Here is a 17,954-nt window from a genome sequence, read left to right on the forward strand (position 1 = left end):
TACGACTTCGTGCTCTTCAACAGCAAGGTCAGCCGCAGCGGCAACCTGCTCACCGTGACGCGGGCCAATGCCGGCGACGCACTCATCGGGCGCACCACGGGGAAAGTGATCCCAGCCTCGCCCTACAACCAATTGGTAACTTTCACCATGAAGCACGTCGCCGCCAAGGTGAAAGTGAAGCTCACGGGCTACATGCCTTTCTCGGGCATTGCCGCCACACTCGCTTCGGTGAACGCTACCGACGTACCTTCTACCTCGATTTATGATGCCTCAACGGGCACATGGTCGCTCGGTACGGGCGCAGCTACAAATGACGCACTCACTTACGGGGCGAGTCAGTTTCAAGCAATCCCCAATGTGGGACGTCTCAGCGTAGCAACTGCTACCGAAGATGCATTCTTCATGCCCTCCACAGATGTGTCGAAGCTGAAGCTTACTTTCACCGCCGGCACCATCTACAATCAAAATATGACGAACACGAGCTTGACCTTTGCCCCGAAAACACCGCTACAGTTAGACCAGAACGGCTCCTATGTGCTTAACATCAACCTGATGTATCGCTTCCTCTACCTCATGAGCGACGGAACCAGAGGGCTCATCGACAAGACCACCTTCGGCGGCGGAACGAAGACCCCCATTGCCGTGGTGGTGAGCCGGAGTAAACACTTGGCCGTGGCCTTGGAAGATGCAGGAGGAGGAACGAAATACCGATGGACGAGCCGGGCTTATGATCACCCAGGTGGCTATTACCGTTCAAACAAATCACACTATCTTCCTCGTGAATCCTTTAATTATACTCAAGCGTATACTATGGAAGGTGGCTATGCCGTCACATGGGATGCTGCTGCCAGTAGAGACAATACCAGCATCAAAGGCGACAGGACCGACTTTCCTGCTTTTTACGCTGCCGGGCACTACACGCCGACGCTGCCCACGGGCGTCAACCTGACGGGGAAGATGGTGGGCAAGAAGTGGTTTCTTCCCGCTCCCGGTGAATGGAGATACGTTTACACGGCCTTGGGATTCGGTGATCCCGCTCTACTGACTAAACCGGGCGCCCCTTGGAATGGCGCCTTGGCTAATAGTGCCTTTATACAGGTGGGGGGAAACCGTATAACTTTTTTTGACCTTCATCATTATTATTGGACAAGTTTGGAGACAGTGGAATCTGGCGGACTTTACTGCCTCTACGCCTCCGCTATACAATGTATAATCAATATGATTAAGTTAACATCTACTACAAAGAGCATTTATAGCGACATCTGCCTTGTCCGCCCGTTCATCATCTATGACGAATGAGAAAGGGGACGGCGTGCCGACAGGGAAAGGTGTACCGTACCGACCAAGATGGGTACGGTACACCTACGACAAGAGGTACGGCGTACCGATGGAGGTCGGTACGGCGTACCGATGATGGTCGGTACGGTACACCTATGGTAAAGGGTACGATACACCCATGAAAACGACTATTTTTTTATTCACTAAACATATTTATTAACTTAAAAGAAAGGAAACGATTATGATCGAGTTTGAAATCAAATCGAAGAAACAGACCGTGGGTCCGTTGAAAGGAAAAACAGTGTATTACGCCATGGCGAAGAACAAGAACTACATGACGCTCGACGCCGTGTGCCAACAAATCGTAGACGAGACGTCGCTCTCCTACGGCGACGTGATGAACGCGCTCATCACGCTGGGGCGCCTCGTGTGCCGCGGGCTGAAGATGGGCTTCAACGTCGACTTGGGCGACCTGGGCTCCTTCCGCGTCTACTTCCCCTCGAAGATGAGCGAGAAGGAAACCGACGTGACGGCCGCTTCGCTCAAGACCCCGAAGGTTGTGTTCACGCCGAAAGCTAAGATGCGCGAGGCCGCCAAGACGGCCGAGGTGAGCGTGAATAACCCGAAGCGGAAGGAAGAAAAGAAGAAGAAGAAAAAAGAGGAAGGGGGAATAGGGCAGCACGGGAATTGAGGAGCCCTGACACCCACCCCCGGCCCCTCCCGAAGGGAGGGGAGGAGAGCCTCCCCCCAGCCCCCTCCAAAGGAGGGGAGCCCGAGCTTGCGAGGAATTAGTTTGCACGCTGTTTGTGCTCCCCTCCTTCGGAGGGGCCGGGGGGAGGTTTCCGGGGGTTAGAGAAGGCTTCTTGGGGAGGGCGCACGACTTACCTGTATTTAGTCAAAATCAAAATTCACCTTATGATTAACTCGCTTGTCTGTGTTGCCCTCCCCGTTTAAAGAAAAGCCTCCCCCCAACCCCCTCCGAAGGAGGGGGAGCCCAAGCTTGCAGGCAATGATGAAAAATGCATGATAAACAAAATAGACCTTGTGAACTAAAGTGTTCGCAAGGTCTATTTGCATATTACTCCCCTCCCTCTTCGGGGAGGGGTTGGGGGAGAGGCTTCTTCTCCCCTCCTTTGGAGGGGCAGGGGGAGGCTTTTGGGGGAGGCTTCTACAATAGCGCTTTGAACTTTTCTTCGATGGTCGCCTTGCTTGCCGCACCGACGAACTTATCGACCAGTTCACCATTCTTAAAGAACAGAATGGTGGGAATGTTGCGCACGCCGTAGTCGGCTGCCACGTCGTCGTTCTCTTCTACATCGCACTTGCCGACGACGATTTTGCCGTCGTACTCCTCGGCAAGCTCCGAAATGATGGGGCCCACCATGCGGCACGGACCGCACCATGTTGCCCAAAGGTCTACTACCAATGGCAATTCGCCATTCTTGTAACGCTCGATGTTCTCGGTTGTGATTTCTACTTCCATTTTTATTTTTCTTTTGTTAATAATCTTGTTTGCGTCTGCAAAGGTAATGAATTGGTTTCATAACGGCAAATGCCGAGCCTACAAAACGCGTTTAATTGATGTGATAGGACATGGCGGGGTGGGCATCGACATAGTTCAGGAGCTCGTTGGTGACGTCGACGGTGTGGCTGCGCGAGCGCAACATCAGGCTGACATTGTGGACGCTGTCGACCACCTGCACGTAGAGCTGCACCTTGCCCGGTGCCTTTTCGACCAGCGTACTGAGGTCCGTGACCACGGCTTCCGTCAGCTCCGTGCTGTCAATCGATAGGGTTATCTTCTCTAAACGCGTGTCTTTGATGGTCTGCATGTACTGAATGTCTTGCACGCGGAGTTCGTAGTAGTCACTGTCGCGATGGCGTTTCTGGCATTTGGCCATGATATACACGATGCAACCCTCGGTCAGCATGCCGCGCCAACGCCCCCATTCCTCGCCGAAGAATGCCAGTTCGCCACTGCCTTCGAAGTCTTCGATGGTGACGAAGCCGCAGGGCTTACCGGTCTTGGTGAACTTGGACTTCACGCCCGTGACGATGCCTCCGATGATGATTTCCTCTTTCTTTGCAAGCTCTTCTTTCTTGTCTATCTCCACACAGTGCGTGTTACACATCGACTTCAAGATGACGCCGTACTCGTCGAGCGGGTGGGCACTGAGATAGATGCCCACCAAGTCGCGCTCGTGGTTGAGCCTTTCTATCGTGCTCCATTCCTCGGCTTTCGCGGGAACGGGGCGTGCAATCTCCACCGCACTGTCGCCTCCGAAGAGTGAGTTACGGGCTTCCTGTTGTTCTTGCTGGTAGAGCTGACCGTAACGGACCAGCGTGTCGAGGAACATGTCGCCCTTCGGACCGACGGCAAAATACTGTTCGCGACGGAACTCAAAGCCGTCGAACCCGCCGCTTAATGCCAGCGACTCGAAAGCCTTTCGGTTGACGCTACCGAAGTCGATGCGCTCTGCAAAGTCGTAGATGCTTTGATAGGGTCCGTTTGCTTCGCGCTCTTTCACGATGGCCAAGGCCGCGGCTTCGCCCATGCCTTTGATGGCCGAGAGTCCGAAACGTATCTCTCCTTTCTTGTTGACACCGAATTCCGAGTAGCTTTCATTGACGTCGGGGCCGAGCGTGGCAATCTTCATACTTTGGCATTCTTCCATCAGCTTGGTGATTTCGGTTATCTGGCTGAAGCGTCGGGTCATCAAGGCAGCCATGTATTCGGCAGGGTAGTGCGCCTTCATATAGGCTGTCTGGTAAGCCACCCATGAGTAGCAGGTGGCGTGTGACTTATTGAACGCATAAGAGGCAAACTTCTCCCAGTCGCCCCAAATCTTCTCCAATACCTTTGGGTCGTGGCCGTTTTCTTGTCCCTGCTTGATGAACTTCGGCTTCATGGCATCTACGATGGCTTTCTTCTTTTTACCCATTGCCTTGCGAAGGGCATCGCTTTCGCCGCGCGTAAAACCGGCCAATTGGCGCGAAAGTAACATCACCTGCTCTTGATAAACCGTGATGCCATAGGTGTCTTTGAGATATTTCTCCATGCAAGGTATGTCGTATGACACCTGCGATGGGTCGTTCTTGCGCTTGATGAAGTCGGGAATATAGTCCATAGGTCCGGGCCTATAGAGCGCATTCATGGCGATAAGGTCTTCGAAAACCGTAGGGTGAAGCTCGCGAAGATGCTTCTGCATGCCGGGCGATTCAAACTGGAACGTACCGATGGTGCGGCCTTGTTGAAAGAGCTGATAGGTCAGTTCGTCATCGAGCGGGATATGGTCAAGGTCGACGACATCGCCGGTTGTCTGCTTCACAACCTTGCAGGCTTCCTTCAACTCCGATAGGGTCTTCAGACCGAGGAAGTCCATCTTGATGAGTCCGGTTGACTCAATGACGTGCCCATCGTATTGGGTCACGGCAGTTTTCAGACCGGGAAAGTCGGGGTCATCGGCCGTTGAGACCGGCACCCAATCGCTGATAGGGTTGCGGCAGATGATGAAACCGCAGGCATGGATACCCGTTCCACGCACCGTACCCTCAAGCATCTTGGCATATTTGATGGTGTTTCGCTCGCGCGGGTCTTGCGACACTTCGGCCTCACGGAGCTCAGGTGTGCACTTGATGGCATTCGTGAGGTTCATCTTCAAGCCTTCGGGGAGCCGGTCGGGAATGGCCTTACAGAGTGCGTTCGACTTATCCAAAGGAAGCCTTTCCACGCGGGCAACGTCCTTGAGCGAGTTCTTTGTAGCCATACTGGCATAGGTAATGATGTGTGCACAGTTCTCATGTCCGTACTTATCCATCACCCATCGTAACACTTTTCCGCGTCCGTCGTCGTCGAAATCAGTATCGATATCGGGGAGATTCACGCGGTCTGGGTTCAGAAAACGCTCAAACAGAAGGTCGTATTTCAAGGGGTCTATCTGTGTGATTCCCAAGCAGTAGGCTACCACAGAGCCTGCCGCCGAACCACGACCTGGCCCCACCATCACGCCCAACTCGGTGCGGGCAGCATTGATAAAGTCCTGAACGATGAGGAAATATCCCGGAAAACCCATCGTCTTCATCACGTGAAGCTCGAAGTTGATGCGCTCTTTTACCTCCTCCGACAGTTCACCATAGACTTTCTTTGCGCCGTCATAAGCCAATTTCGCCAAGTAATCGGCCTCGAATTTGATGCGGTAAATCTTGTTATATCCGCCCAATCGGTCGATAACTTTCTGCCCTTCTTCCTGCGAGAGTTGGTTTTCTCCGTTCTCGTCTGACGTGAATTCTTTGTAAAGGTCGGCCTCACTGAACTTCTTCCGCCATTTTTCTTCCGTGCCGAACTCCTCGGGTATGGGGAAGAAAGGCATGATCGGGCCATGCTCGATGCTGTAGGTTTCAACCTTATCCAATATCTCGAGCGTATTCGCCAAGGCTTCGGGAATGTCCGAAAACACCTCATTCATCTCCTCTCGTGTCTTGAACCATTCCTGCTTACTGTATCGCATTCGGTTTGGATCATCAAGGTCCTTACCCGTAGAAAGACAGAGCAAGTGGTCGTGAGCCTCGGCCGTTTCCTTGTCTTCAAAGTGCACGTCGTTGGTACAGATGACCTTGATGCCATATTCTTTGGCAAATTCCAACAGCACTTTATTGGCTTTCTGCTGCAAAGGATAGGCTTCGCGGTTAGCCAAAATCGTCGGGTCTTTCACCTCATGACGCTGCAATTCCAAGTAATAATCATCGCCGAAGACACGATGATACCACTCGCATGCCTCGCGTGCTCCGGCCAAATCACCATGTAGAATCTTTGAAGGCACTTCGCCGGCAATGCAAGCCGAGCATACAATCAGGTCTTCATGATATTTCTCAAGCTCCACCCTGTCTGTGCGAGGACGGTAATAATAGCCGTCCACCCACGACTTACTGACCAGCTTTATCAGGTTTTTATAACCGTTATAGTTCTTGGCTAATACGATAAGGTGGTAACCTGAGTTGTCGCCGTTCTCCTTTATCTTGTCCTGCAAGCGGTGATGTGCCACATACATCTCGCAGCCGAGGATAGGTTTGAAAGGCTCTTTTCCTTCGGCTTTCCGCCTTTTGTTGATACCCGCACAATAGTCGGCAAACTCCTTGATGCCGAACATCACGCCGTGATCTGTTATCGCCATGCCACGCATTCCATTGGCAATGGCTTTGTCCACCAAGTTAGATATCTTGGATTGCCCATCAAGAATGGAATAAAAAGTGTGAACATGAAGGTGAATAAAGTCTTGCATACTCAATGATTTTGGACCGCTAAGTTACGGCAAAAAAAGAGAAAAGCAAAATAAAACATGGTTTTTTATTTTATATATTTGCTCATGCAACAAAAAATAATTACCTTTGTCTGCGATTAGCACCTATCCTATTGACTATGATTAAAAATATTCAAAAGTTCAAAGATATACGTATACACCGCGAAGGAACCCGCGCATTGGTTTACGGTTTCATGATTTATGCAGTAATAGCCTTACTCTTGTTCCGATTTGAAAACAAGCTTTATTTCTGGCTATTTACGCTCTTTTGCGGCACGATATACGGCATCGTAGTCAATTTTTACCGCTGTCCTGCCCGCCGATTCTCCGGTACCGATGATACCGAAAAGGTGGTCGTAGCACCGGCCGACGGCAAGATTGTCGTCATTGAAGAGGTCGAAGAGAACGAATATTTCCACGATCGTCGCCTGATGATCAGCATCTTCATGAGCCTTTTCAATGTTCATGCCAACTGGTTCCCTGTTGAAGGCAAGGTGAAATTCGTGCGCCATCAAAACGGAAACTTCCATAAAGCATGGTTGCCCAAGGCAAGTGAGGAGAACGAACGGGCCGATACGATGATTACAACGCCCGATGGTAGGGACATACTCTGCCGACAAATCGCTGGAGCCATGGCACGTCGCATCGTCACTTACGCCAAAGAAGGAGAAGATTGCTATATCGATGAGCATCTTGGGTTCATCAAATTGGGAAGCCGTGTAGACGTTTTCCTGCCCGTTAACAGCGAGGTTTGCGTGAAAATGGGACAGACAACGACCGGTGACCAGACGATTATTGCAAAGCTGAAATAATGATAAAGAAACATATTCCCAATAGCATCACCTGCTGTAATCTTGTTTCCGGCTGCATAGCTACGGCTTTTGCATTCGCTGGAGACGCTGAATTGGCACTCATTTGGATTATCATTGGGGCCGTATTCGACTTCTTTGACGGCATGAGTGCACGTTTGCTTGGGGTGTCATCTCCCATAGGTAAGGAACTCGATTCCTTAGCCGATGTCGTTACATTCGGCGTAGCTCCGGCCACAATCTTGTTCTCCGAGCTGTCTGTTTTGGAGTATCCTGCCTTCTTAGAGCCCTTGCGTAACTATCTTCCTTACGCTGCTTTCCTCGTCTCAGCCTTTTCAGCTTTGCGCTTAGCAAAGTTCAATCTCGACGAAAGACAGGCCACTTCGTTCATCGGTTTGCCCACTCCAGCCAACGCTTTATTCTGGGCTTCGCTCATTGTTTGCAATCCTTCGTGGCTCGAAAGTTCAGCATATTCCGTCTTCATCGTGCTTCTATTGCTTGGCTTGAGCTGTGCGCTATTGGTGTCGGAACTGCCGATGTTCGCTCTGAAATTCAAGCATTGGGGGTGGAAAGGCAATGAAGTGAAATACTGTTTTGCTGCACTTTCAGTTGCATGTCTCGCCTTTTTAGGACCATTGAATGCTTGGTGGGTCATCATTACGCTCTATCTGTTGGGCTCTGTTTTGCTTTGGTTGAGGGCCAAGGCCTGACATGTGGCCACGCATTCCAAGTCACCTATATAAATAAGGAGAACCAAAAATGGTTTTATTGAAGTTCATTTTCCTGCTATTCATCGCACTCTTCATATTCATTCTGCTGATGGCGTTCCGCTTCATCAGCACGTTCCGCGACAACATCAATAAATTCAACCGCCGTTCTGGAGATTTTGGCCGGCAACAATGGGGGCAACACCGTCGCACTTACGGTGACGATGAGCGTGTAATCGACACGCGTGACCCTGAAGAAGCGGGAAAAAAGATTTTTAAAAAGGACGAGGGCGAATACGTAGACTACGAAGAAGAGCCATAAACGAACGTCGTTGCGGCCCGCTTCTTACGCCAAGATGACGGCCAAAATGGCCAAAAGATTAATCAACGTAAAGAAGGACGGCGGCACAAGCGCCCAACGCTTATGCCCTTTCCGATAGAGTCTGCAAGCCAAAAATGCCCCTACATAAATCAATAAAGGATAGGTATTGACCCATATAAACAAGGCCAAAGGTTGCCAAGAATAGCCGGGTGCATCAAAGAAAAAGATGCTCATGAACATCAGCCACGGTGCCATCAGCAGCGGACTCAACGCAAACAACTTCAGCCAAGCAGGCGTATCTCCATTACGTTTCAGGAAGATACAAATGAAAATCACATGCAATAAAAGGATAATCGTCATTCTTTTTTCTTTAATCAGACCAATAATAATGCCGCAAAGTTAGCAAAAAAGTGCGAAAACAACCACGCTTGCACTGCATATAACAAGGAGAAATGCAAACCATACACTATACTTTTCTTGAAAATCCAGCCGAGAAAAATCCTTGAAAAAAGTCGATAGATTTTACAAAAAGAGTTGGTCTGACGAGCAAGATGGATTGTTCTAAAAGTCGGTTAGCCTCATTTTGCAGTCTGAAATCAGTCTTTTAAACGGGTGAACTCAGTCACTTTACATCGCAAAATGACTGCGATTAAGGTGTGATTTCAGTCTTTTTACACGCTGATTTCATCTATATTGCCTGCCTGTTCAAATCAAACAACAAAAAAGGGAAAGCCGCTTCATGCTTTCCCCGACACAAAAATACAACATTTTCCGACTGATTGCAAATCGAGTTTGAAATAAATTGACAAAAGAAATGGCGCTTCCTGAAAATCGATTTCACGCCGATTCTTTTTTATTTCCATTCATATCAAACGGCTAAACGACCGCGACGCGGGCTTAACCTCGCCCTACGGGTGGAACTTCTTAAAGCCCGTGATGCCCCCAAACGACGTATATCCGTTTTCATCTTGCTCATTTCGGAGTTCATACGCCAGCGAATCAATCTGTTGTTCGTAGTCTTTTGTGCAAAAATATACCGTTCCGCGCTGTTCAAGATAGTCTTCCGAATTGTGCGTTAGCTCTGCCATGACGTCCACATCAAACCGATATTTCCCCACAACCTTTGCGGGCAAGAGGCTCAACGGGGCTTCGCGGAGCAATTGTTTGGCAAAGCTCGGCGTGCAATATCGGTTGGCCACCATCTCAAGTGAAGCCTTATCGATGGGTTTCTGCCTGCATTCGTTCAGCCAAGCCCTATAAAATGATGCCACATTGTCAGCCTCTGACATTTCTATTATAAACGGTCTGACGCTCAACCGACCGTTTTTGTCGAACAAAAGTGAGAAAAGCCAGCCGTCATCTGTTTCAGGATAGAAGGTTGCCACGTCGATATAGACCGTTGTTCTCGTGATGAGTTCGATGTAACCCGGCGTGAGTTGCAGTTCGGGACGGGGCTTTCCATGCAGCTTTTCGGTTGAGATTTCCTTCTTGTCAAACAGCAATCGGCCGTCTTTATAGAGTGTAATCAAGAAGAGTTTGTCGTAGTACTTCTCGCCTTTTACCTTGGTTGGGCCGTCTGCCGAGGCAAGAATGACGCGCCAACCGGCACAGGTGGTGTCGCCGATAAGCCGCAGGTTCTTGTAGGTTTTAGTAGGTTTCTGCGGTTCGGGCAGCGGTTTCGAGGGCTTGGTCGAGGCAGTTTGCGTGGCATGTCGGGTCCTTTTGCAGGCTGTCGGCATCAAACCAAGAGCCGAAATCGCGAGCATTGTCATGCAGAATGATTGAAACAAGCGTCTGTTCATCGTGTCTTTTGCTGATTTTTGGCAAAGATAGCAAAATAAACAGACTGCGCCAATCATTTATATGACTTTTTTAACAACCTGACTTGTATGATTCTCAGGCTTTTTCCTTATCTTTGCCGACAGGGAAAGCCTTGAGGCCGAGTCCGAAACAAACGCTGTGACAATCTATTTTAATAACTATCAAACGCTAATCTAACTAAGACATGAATAAAATCCTTTGCGCCTTGCTCCTGATGTTCACCGTTCCGGCGGCCGGACAATACCGTTCTAAGGTGTGGTGTGCCGACAATGGCGACGGAACTTACGTCAATCCGGTGCTCAATGCGGATTATAGCGACCCCGATGTCGTGGCTGTTGGCGATGATTACTACCTCACTTCAAGTTCGTTTAACTGCGTTCCCGGCCTGCCGATCCTGCATTCTCGCGACTTGGTTAACTGGGAACTCATCGGTCATGCGCTTGATCGCGTGTGGCCCGATAGCTTGTTTTCGGGTGCTCCTGCGCATGGAAAAGGAGTCTGGGCACCCAGTATTCGGTATTATAAAGGCGAATATCTCATCTATTGGGGCGATCCCGACCAAGGTGTTTTCATGGTAAAAGCAAAAAATCCACGTGGACCTTGGGAGCCTCCCGTGCTTGTTATTCGCGGTAAAGGCATCATAGATACCACCCCGTTATGGGACGATGACGGTCGTTGTTACATGGTAAACGGATGGGCAAACAGCCGAAGTCGCTTCGCAAGTGTCATCACTGTGCGCGAAATGAATGCCGATGGAACGCGTGCTATCAGCGATCCTGTCATCGTATTCGATGGAAACGGCACGGAAAACCGAACCTGCGAAGGTCCTAAATTCTACAAACGAGACGGCTGGTATTGGATATGGTGTCCCGCAGGAGGTGTGACTTCGGGGTTCCAATTGGCGCTTCGAGCACGCTCACCTTACGGTCCTTACGAGGCAAAAAAGGTGTTGGCGCAGGGCAATACGACCGTAAACGGCCCGCATCAAGGCGCATGGGTGCACACAAAATACGGCGAAGATTGGTTCTTGCACTTTCAAGATAAGGGCGCGTATGGGCGAGTTGTTCATCTGCAACCGGTCACTTGGAAGGACAATTGGCCCGTGATTGGGCGTGTGCCTCGGCAGGGTTATTGCGGCGAACCTTATCTTTCGTATCGCAAACCGAAGTCTGTAAGCAGTCAAATCGTGACACCTGAAGAGACTGATGCGTTCGATTTACCGCGTTTAGGACTGCAGTGGCAGTGGCAATCCAACTATGAACCATGGTTCGGAATGCCCACTTCACTGGGCTTCTTCCGCCTTTTTACCTTCAAAGGTAACGACAACTTTTGGTTTACCCCCAACCTTTTATTGCAGAAAACTCCATCAGATAGCTTCACAGCTACGGCCAAATTAAAGCTTATAAGTAAGGAAAATAACCAGTTAGGTGGCCTCATTATGATGGGAAAAGACTATACGGCTTTGGTCGTAAAAAGGGTAGGTGAAGGGTTTGTTTTGCAGCAAATGACCTGCAAAGATGCCGATAAAGGCCACGCAGCTACCGTCACTTTGTTGGCTGATTTGCCCAAAACGGGGCAGGACGATAACGATTATCAGTTTGCTATTCACGAAGAAATATATCTCAGAATGAGGGTAGATAAGGGCATTGTTCGGTTCGCTTTCAGTCGTAACGGCAAGCAATTCACCGAGACAGGAACGCCTTTTACCATGCGCGAAGGCAAGTGGATAGGAGCCAAGATAGGCTTTGTTGCACAGGAGCCTCAAGGAAATTCCAATCGCGGGTGGCTGGATATCGACCGCTTTGACATAACGAATAATCTATAAACAAATCACTTTAAAACCTATGAACAAATTATCTGTATTGCTTTTAGCGCTGTTCTTCCCGTTGCTTTCGCTGGCCGACGGTTGGAACGAGGCTGAATATCGGGCGATAGAACGCTCGATTGAGTCGCCGAAGATAGCCAATCGTTCGGTTGTCATTACGAAATTCGGTGCCAAGACTTCTGCTTCTGCGGCCCAAAATCAAAAGGCCATTCTTCGTGCCATAGCCGTTTTGGCCAAACAAGGCGGTGGAAAAGTCATCGTGCCTGCAGGGAAATGGAACACCGGAGCACTGAGATTGCAGTCCGGAATCGAGCTTGTTGTGAGCAAAGATGCCCATCTTCAATTCGTATTCGACCGTGACCTTTACCCCTTGGTAAAGACATCTTGGGAGGGAATGATGTGCTGGAACTACAGTCCATGCATCTATTCTTATGAGGCAAATGACGTTGTTGTGTCGGGAGAAGGAACGATTGACGGAGGCGGTTCCAATGAAACTTGGTGGCCGATGAACGGAAAAGCCAACTTCGGATACGTGAAAGGCGTCACCAAAGAGGCACAAGTTCTGGGCTCACGCGCACGACTTCAGAAGATGGCCGAAGCCGATATGCCATGGGATGAGCGCCGTTTTGGCAAGGGATATGGCTTGCGTCCGCAGCTCATCAACTTCGTTAAAGGAAACAGAATACGCATTTCGGGTGTCACATTACTGCGTTCTCCCTTCTGGGTTATCCATCCTTTGCTGTGTAAAAACGTTACGGTTGATGGGGTAAAGATATGGAATGAGGGGCCAAACGGAGACGGTTGCGACCCTGAAGGGTGCGAAAACGTATTGATACAAAACACACTTTTCCATACCGGAGACGATTGTATTGCCATCAAAAGCGGCCGAAACAACGACGGACGTTTCTGGAATCAACCCTCAAAAAATATCATTATTCGCAACTGTGTGATGGAAGATGGGCACGGAGGTGTGGTCATCGGAAGTGAGATTTCGGGGGGATGTCAGAACATATATGCCGAAGATTGCGAGATGGATTCACCCGAATTGGATCGCGTTTTACGCATAAAAACCAACAATTGTCGCGGCGGTTTGATTGAAAATATCAACATGCGACGCGTCAAAGTGGGGCAATGTAAGGAGGCCGTAGTGAAGATTAACCTCGATTACGAGCCCAAAGAGCCTTGCTATCGCGGCTTCGAACCGGTGGTGAGAAACGTGAATGTGGAGGACGTCACGTGCCAGAAGAGTGCTTACGGCGTGCTTATTGTAGGACGAGACAGTGTGGAGAACGTGACAGACATACGTTTGAAGAACTGCAGTTTCAATGGTATCAGCAAGGAAAACGTCAAGATTACGGGCAAGACACGTCATATCACTTTCGACAACGTGAAGATGGACGGCCAACTCGTGCTTGCTCCCGAAGAACTTCCCTTCAAAAGCATGGCACAATGGATGACTTTTTCGGAAATGAAACGTACTCCGCAGCCCTATCTGCTCGACTTTGCACCGAAACCCCGCTGGAGTTATGTCATGGGCATAGAACTTGAGGGCATGCTCGACACTTATCAAGTCTACGGAGGCGATGATATTCTGAATTATCTGAAGGCTTATCCGCGCAAGATGATTGATGACAGCGGCGAAGTAACGGGATATGACTACAAAGCATTCAATCTTGACAACGTCCGCACGGCCAAATTCATTCTCAGAATGCAGCAAATCGATCCGCGGACAGGCAATGATAAGGCCTTAGCCACCATGATGAAGCAGCTACATCACCAACCTCGCACGCATGAAGGCGTGTTTTGGCACAAGGCAATCTATGCAAATCAGGTGTGGCTTGACGGTATTTTCATGGGACTTCCATTCTATTGTGCCTATGCGATGGACCATTATCCGACGAAAAAAGCACGCCGTGTGCTCGACGATACAGTGGATCAAATCGTCAAAACCGATAAACGAACCTATGACGAAGCCTCGGGTTTGTGGAAACATGCATGGGATGAAACCCGTTCACAGTTCTGGGCTGACCCGAAAACCGGCCAAAGTAAGCACACATGGGCACGCGCATTGGGCTGGTATGTCATGGCAATGGCAGAGTGTCTCGACGTAATGCCCGATGACTATGCCCGGAAATCGGAGCTAAAAGCACTGTTGCAAAAAGCCATGAAAGCCATTGTGCGCTATCAAGACAAGCAGTCGGGCGTGTGGTATGACGTGATGGACGTAAAAAATCCCAAGAATTATCTTGAGAGCACGGCCTCCTGTATGTTTGCCTACGTGTTGTTGAAAGGTGCACGCATGGGATGGCTCGATGAATCTTATGCTATTGCCGGCCGAAAAGCCTATGATGGTATCTTGAAACGCTTCATTCGCGTGAATGATGACCGTACCATCTCGTTAACCGACTGTTGTGTGGTGAGCGGACTTGGTCCCGGAAAGGGTAAATACGTTAAACCGGGCAAGGAAAATTACCGTCGTGACGGCAGTTTTGAATACTATATGAGCGAGCCGATATGTGATAATGACCCCAAAGGCATAGGTCCTTTCCTCTGGGCTTCGCTCGAAATGGAGCGTAATTGACACGAAATTAAAACGAAATAAAAGATGGTTGATTTCTCACATTTCAATGCTTCGGGCACCTATCGACGTGATGAACTCATCAGAACGATTGAACATGCCGTGGAACATCTGACACAAGGCGAACTCGAAGCCTTATATTACGATATGCTGACCAAGGGACTCATCAGCGAATAGGCCGATTGTATCTTTCGATAGTAATGAGGCTGGCTGACGACTTGGGCATAACCGAGTATTTGGCAGGCTGGAATGCCTGAATAAATTCTACGTTTAATTTGACAAGACAAGTTGTTCCGGCAGGTGATGTGAATTATCTTGAAAGTCAGTTAGCCTCATTTTACGGTCTGAAATCACTCTTTCAGGCCTGTAAAGTCAGTCACTTTGCCAACTAAAAACAATAGGATTCCATCAATCTATCTTTTCCAAAATCCTCTTTATCTCGTTATCTGCCTTGGTGAGCTTGTCTTTACAGAGTTTGATGAGCTTTTGTGCCTGCTTCAACTGTTCACCCATGACATCAATATCCAGCTCATCATTCTCCATCTGCTTTACAATACGTTCCAACCGATCGAGGGCTTCTTCGTACTTTATTTCTTCTTTTGCCATAATCCTTATTTTATGATTGATGAAACACTACCTTTTTCGAGTCTCGTCACAATCTCGTCACCCGCCTTCAACGCTGTGGCATCTCTCACGATCTTGCCACCGAGCGTTGTCATGCTGTAGCCCCGCCTCAGCAACAAGGCTGGGTCTGCTGCCTTGGCACGCTGTGCAAGCAGGTCTACCCGATGGTTTTCGCAAAGCAAACGACGCGCCATGGCGGGCTGCATGCGCCGTGACAGGTCGGCAAGACGACGGTTCTCCCGTTCCAAACGGACCCCGATGGCCGTCGAAACATGATTGAGCATGCGGTCGAGGCGGGCTTCCTGACGGTCTTTGAACAGCGAAAAGAGCATCGGAACCTTCTCGCCCAATCGCTGAAGGCGTGCTTTTTCCATCTCAATCCGATGTCGGATACCCGTCAAAATCTCGTTTTCTGCGTCCAAAACGCGCTCATACACCCGTTCCAAATGGTCCACAAGGAAGGCTGCTGCGGCCGTGGGAGTCTTCACACGCATGTGGGAAACCATGTCAAGGATAGACTCGTCGCGGTCGTGTCCGATGCCCGTTATGATGGGAAGTGGAAAGTTTGCCACGTTCTCGGCAAGCAAAAGTGTGTCGAAACCGGCCATGTCGCTCGTCGCACCTCCGCCACGTATGATGACAACCACATCGAAATCGTCGGCTTGGATATTGATTTTATCCAACGCAGCAACAATGCTTTTCTCAACTTCTTCACCTTGCATGACGGCCGAAAAGAGCCGAGGATAGAACTTCAATCCGCTGGGATTATCGCCCAACTGTCGGCAGAAGTCACCGTAGCCTGCCGCATTTTCACTCGAAATCACAGCGATGCGCTGGGCGAAAAGCGGCAGTGTGAGTTCCTTTTGCAGATCGAAAACGCCCTCCATCTTCAGACGATTGATGATTTCCATGCGCTTTCGGGCCATGTCGCCCATGGTGAATTCGGGGTTGATATCGGTCACAATCCACGAGAATCCGTAGGCTTCATGGAAGTCGGGATAGACCTTCAGCAACACCTTCAAACCCGCTTTGAAGCTTTGTCCCGTTACGCTTTCAAACTTGGGGCATAGCCGTTGCCACTTGGTTTTCCAGCATTTGGCCGATGCTTTGGCCACGGGCGTGTTACCGAACAGTTCTTTTTGTATCAGTTCCATGTAGCAATGGCCGCGCACTTCGCGCACTTCCGACAGCTCGGCCTCCACCCAATACTCGTCGGTAAGCGTGACCGAGATGGCCTCTCTGACCAGATTGTTCAGTTCGAAGAGCGAGAGCGTATTCATTTCCGGCCTGCATTATAGGCTTTCCAAAAGTCGGGAACGCCGTAACCATATATATTATTAGGTGTAGCCACATTGTTTCCGCTCGCTATGATAAGGTCGATCAGCTCGCTTGCCGACTTGTTTGGCAATGCCTGCCACAGGCAGGCAACAAGCCCGGCCACTAAAGGTGCCGAGAAAGAAGTGCCCATTTCGTCGACGATAGTGCCCCGTCCTGAGATGACAGATGTGGGACTTCCGTAGGCCATCACATCGGGTTTGATGCGTCCGTCCTGCGTAGGTCCGACGCCACAAAAGGCTGCATTGACGCCCATAGGGGTGACCGAGCCTACCGTGATGATGCGTTTTGCATCGGCAGGAAAGTTGATTTTCTTCCAAGTTCCCATGCCGTCGTTGCCCGCACTGTTCACCAATACGATTCCTTTTCCTGCTAACATCGAGGCCGTATGGGAGATAAGCGTCGATTCTCCGTCCATGTCGGCATAGCGATGGTTGGTGGATTTGTCGTCGAAATCATGGTAACCGAGCGACGAATTGATTACATCGACGCCCATGGAGTCGGCATATTCCACCGCTTCGGCCCAGTAATCCTCCTCTGCAACGCTTTCCGTTTGCCGGTCTTCACAGCGTATCAACAGGTAAGAAGCATCGGGGGCAGTTCCTATAAACACTCCGGGAAGGTCGGTAGCCATGGAAGAAAGTACCATTGTTCCATGCTCCATCTCGGAGAAAATGCTCTTGGCTTTGGGGACAACGAAGTCGTTCTGGCCTGCAATCCTGACGCTCTGAAGACACGGAATGCGGTCTACATTCATAAAACCAGCGTCGAGCACGGCAATCATCTTGCCCTTTCCGCGATACCCCGCAGCATGCATTCGGATGCCATTCAACTGGGCTATCTGATCTTTGGCAACGCCATAACGGTTATCTTCCGACAAGGTGTCCCAACGATTAAATTCTTTTTTAAAATTCACTCTGGCTGACCCGCTGATGGAGTCCGGTGAAGAAAAGACTTTGAAGACGCTCTTCACAAAAGGCAGTTTCAGCAGATTAAAGGCCTTACCTACATTACTACATCTCACTAAAAGCGTGTTGTTCCACTTGCTTTTGCCCACAATCCGAACGTCTTTCGAAGCTTGAATGGCTTCCATATAGGTCTCGTTGATGGGCAAATCGGTGGAATCAATGGCGATATGTTGCCGCTTTCGACGTTCAATGGCACGTTGGGAAAGGTATTCAGATGGGGCATTTAGGGAATAGCGAGAGTGTTTCTTATCCTTCAATGTCACGCGGAACATATAGCATTTTCCGCCGGGATAGGAAATCATCTCGGTGCTGTTTACGCCCGCGACGGCCAAAGCCGGACAAGAGAGCAGTGTTATGATGAGCAGTATCAGTTGCTTGTTCATTGCTATC

The 17,954-nt window shown here is 49.7% G+C and carries 15 protein-coding genes; 8 read left to right on the top strand and 7 right to left on the bottom strand.

Going from position 1 to position 17,954, the window contains the following annotated elements:
* Both HMPREF9944_RS12265 and HMPREF9944_RS12270 read left to right on the top strand, forming a co-directional pair.
* On the top strand, positions 1–1,299 hold a 1,299-nt coding region (locus HMPREF9944_RS12265; protein ID WP_008566426.1), incomplete at its 5' end, for a fimbrillin family protein.
* A gap of 220 nt (positions 1,300–1,519) precedes the next feature.
* Positions 1,520–1,969 (top strand): HU family DNA-binding protein, encoded by a 450-nt coding sequence (locus HMPREF9944_RS12270; RefSeq protein ID WP_008566427.1) that lies wholly within the window; start codon positions 1,520–1,522, stop codon positions 1,967–1,969.
* 477 nt (positions 1,970–2,446) lie between these two features.
* Here HMPREF9944_RS12270 and trxA read toward each other — a convergent pair whose 3' ends face one another.
* Positions 2,447–2,809 (bottom strand): thioredoxin, encoded by a 363-nt coding sequence (gene trxA / locus HMPREF9944_RS12275; RefSeq protein ID WP_320051455.1) that lies wholly within the window; start codon positions 2,807–2,809, stop codon positions 2,447–2,449.
* A gap of 43 nt (positions 2,810–2,852) precedes the next feature.
* On the bottom strand, positions 2,853–6,557 hold the full coding sequence (dnaE, locus tag HMPREF9944_RS12280; protein ID WP_008566673.1) for a DNA polymerase III subunit alpha: 3,705 nt from the start codon (positions 6,555–6,557) through the stop codon (positions 2,853–2,855).
* A 137-nt stretch (positions 6,558–6,694) separates the two neighbouring features.
* Between dnaE and HMPREF9944_RS12285 the strand changes: the two genes are divergently transcribed.
* The 3 genes from HMPREF9944_RS12285 to HMPREF9944_RS12295 are packed head-to-tail and all read left to right on the top strand — an operon-like array spanning position 6,695 to position 8,413.
* On the top strand, positions 6,695–7,387 hold the full coding sequence (locus HMPREF9944_RS12285) for a phosphatidylserine decarboxylase family protein (protein WP_008566674.1): 693 nt from the start codon (positions 6,695–6,697) through the stop codon (positions 7,385–7,387).
* A complete protein-coding gene (pssA, locus tag HMPREF9944_RS12290) occupies positions 7,387–8,094 on the top strand; it encodes a CDP-diacylglycerol--serine O-phosphatidyltransferase (protein WP_008566675.1) in 708 nt (235 codons plus the stop codon). The genes HMPREF9944_RS12285 and pssA overlap by 1 nt, the downstream gene beginning before the upstream one ends.
* A gap of 49 nt (positions 8,095–8,143) precedes the next feature.
* A complete protein-coding gene (locus tag HMPREF9944_RS12295) occupies positions 8,144–8,413 on the top strand; it encodes a DUF4834 family protein (RefSeq protein WP_008566677.1) in 270 nt (89 codons plus the stop codon).
* A gap of 24 nt (positions 8,414–8,437) precedes the next feature.
* On the opposite strand, the gene HMPREF9944_RS12300 is transcribed toward HMPREF9944_RS12295, so the two are convergent.
* A complete protein-coding gene (locus tag HMPREF9944_RS12300; protein WP_008566678.1) occupies positions 8,438–8,773 on the bottom strand; it encodes a hypothetical protein in 336 nt (111 codons plus the stop codon).
* 548 nt (positions 8,774–9,321) lie between these two features.
* Positions 9,322–10,215 (bottom strand): hypothetical protein, encoded by an 894-nt coding sequence (locus HMPREF9944_RS12305; protein ID WP_044113749.1) that lies wholly within the window; start codon positions 10,213–10,215, stop codon positions 9,322–9,324.
* Positions 10,216–10,418: 203 nt separating this feature from the next.
* Between HMPREF9944_RS12305 and HMPREF9944_RS12310 the strand changes: the two genes are divergently transcribed.
* From HMPREF9944_RS12310 to HMPREF9944_RS13170, 3 genes are read left to right on the top strand one after another with little or no spacing between them, the layout of a single operon-like run.
* A complete protein-coding gene (locus tag HMPREF9944_RS12310; protein WP_008566680.1) occupies positions 10,419–12,059 on the top strand; it encodes a glycoside hydrolase family 43 protein in 1,641 nt (546 codons plus the stop codon).
* A 19-nt stretch (positions 12,060–12,078) separates the two neighbouring features.
* Positions 12,079–14,640 carry a glycoside hydrolase family 88 protein gene (locus tag HMPREF9944_RS12315; RefSeq protein ID WP_008566681.1) on the top strand — a complete coding sequence of 854 codons (2,562 nt, stop codon included), beginning with the start codon at positions 12,079–12,081 and terminating at the stop codon, positions 14,638–14,640.
* 24 nt (positions 14,641–14,664) lie between these two features.
* On the top strand, positions 14,665–14,814 hold the full coding sequence (locus HMPREF9944_RS13170; RefSeq protein ID WP_008566682.1) for a hypothetical protein: 150 nt from the start codon (positions 14,665–14,667) through the stop codon (positions 14,812–14,814).
* A gap of 231 nt (positions 14,815–15,045) precedes the next feature.
* On the opposite strand, the gene xseB is transcribed toward HMPREF9944_RS13170, so the two are convergent.
* Genes xseB through HMPREF9944_RS12330 form a run of 3 tightly spaced genes read right to left on the bottom strand, consistent with a single transcriptional unit; the run spans position 15,046 to position 17,947 of the window.
* A complete protein-coding gene (gene xseB, locus HMPREF9944_RS12320; protein ID WP_008566683.1) occupies positions 15,046–15,243 on the bottom strand; it encodes an exodeoxyribonuclease VII small subunit in 198 nt (65 codons plus the stop codon).
* A gap of 5 nt (positions 15,244–15,248) precedes the next feature.
* Complete coding sequence (gene xseA, locus HMPREF9944_RS12325; protein WP_008566684.1) at positions 15,249–16,541, bottom strand: exodeoxyribonuclease VII large subunit; 1,293 nt, start codon at positions 16,539–16,541, stop codon at positions 15,249–15,251.
* Entirely contained in the window at positions 16,538–17,947 is a 1,410-nt protein-coding gene (locus HMPREF9944_RS12330; RefSeq protein ID WP_008566685.1) for a S8 family serine peptidase, read from the bottom strand. The genes xseA and HMPREF9944_RS12330 overlap by 4 nt, the downstream gene beginning before the upstream one ends.
* Positions 17,948–17,954 lie beyond the last annotated feature (7 nt).

The organism is Segatella maculosa OT 289, assembly GCF_000243015.1.
GTDB lineage: Bacteria > Bacteroidota > Bacteroidia > Bacteroidales > Bacteroidaceae > Prevotella > Prevotella maculosa.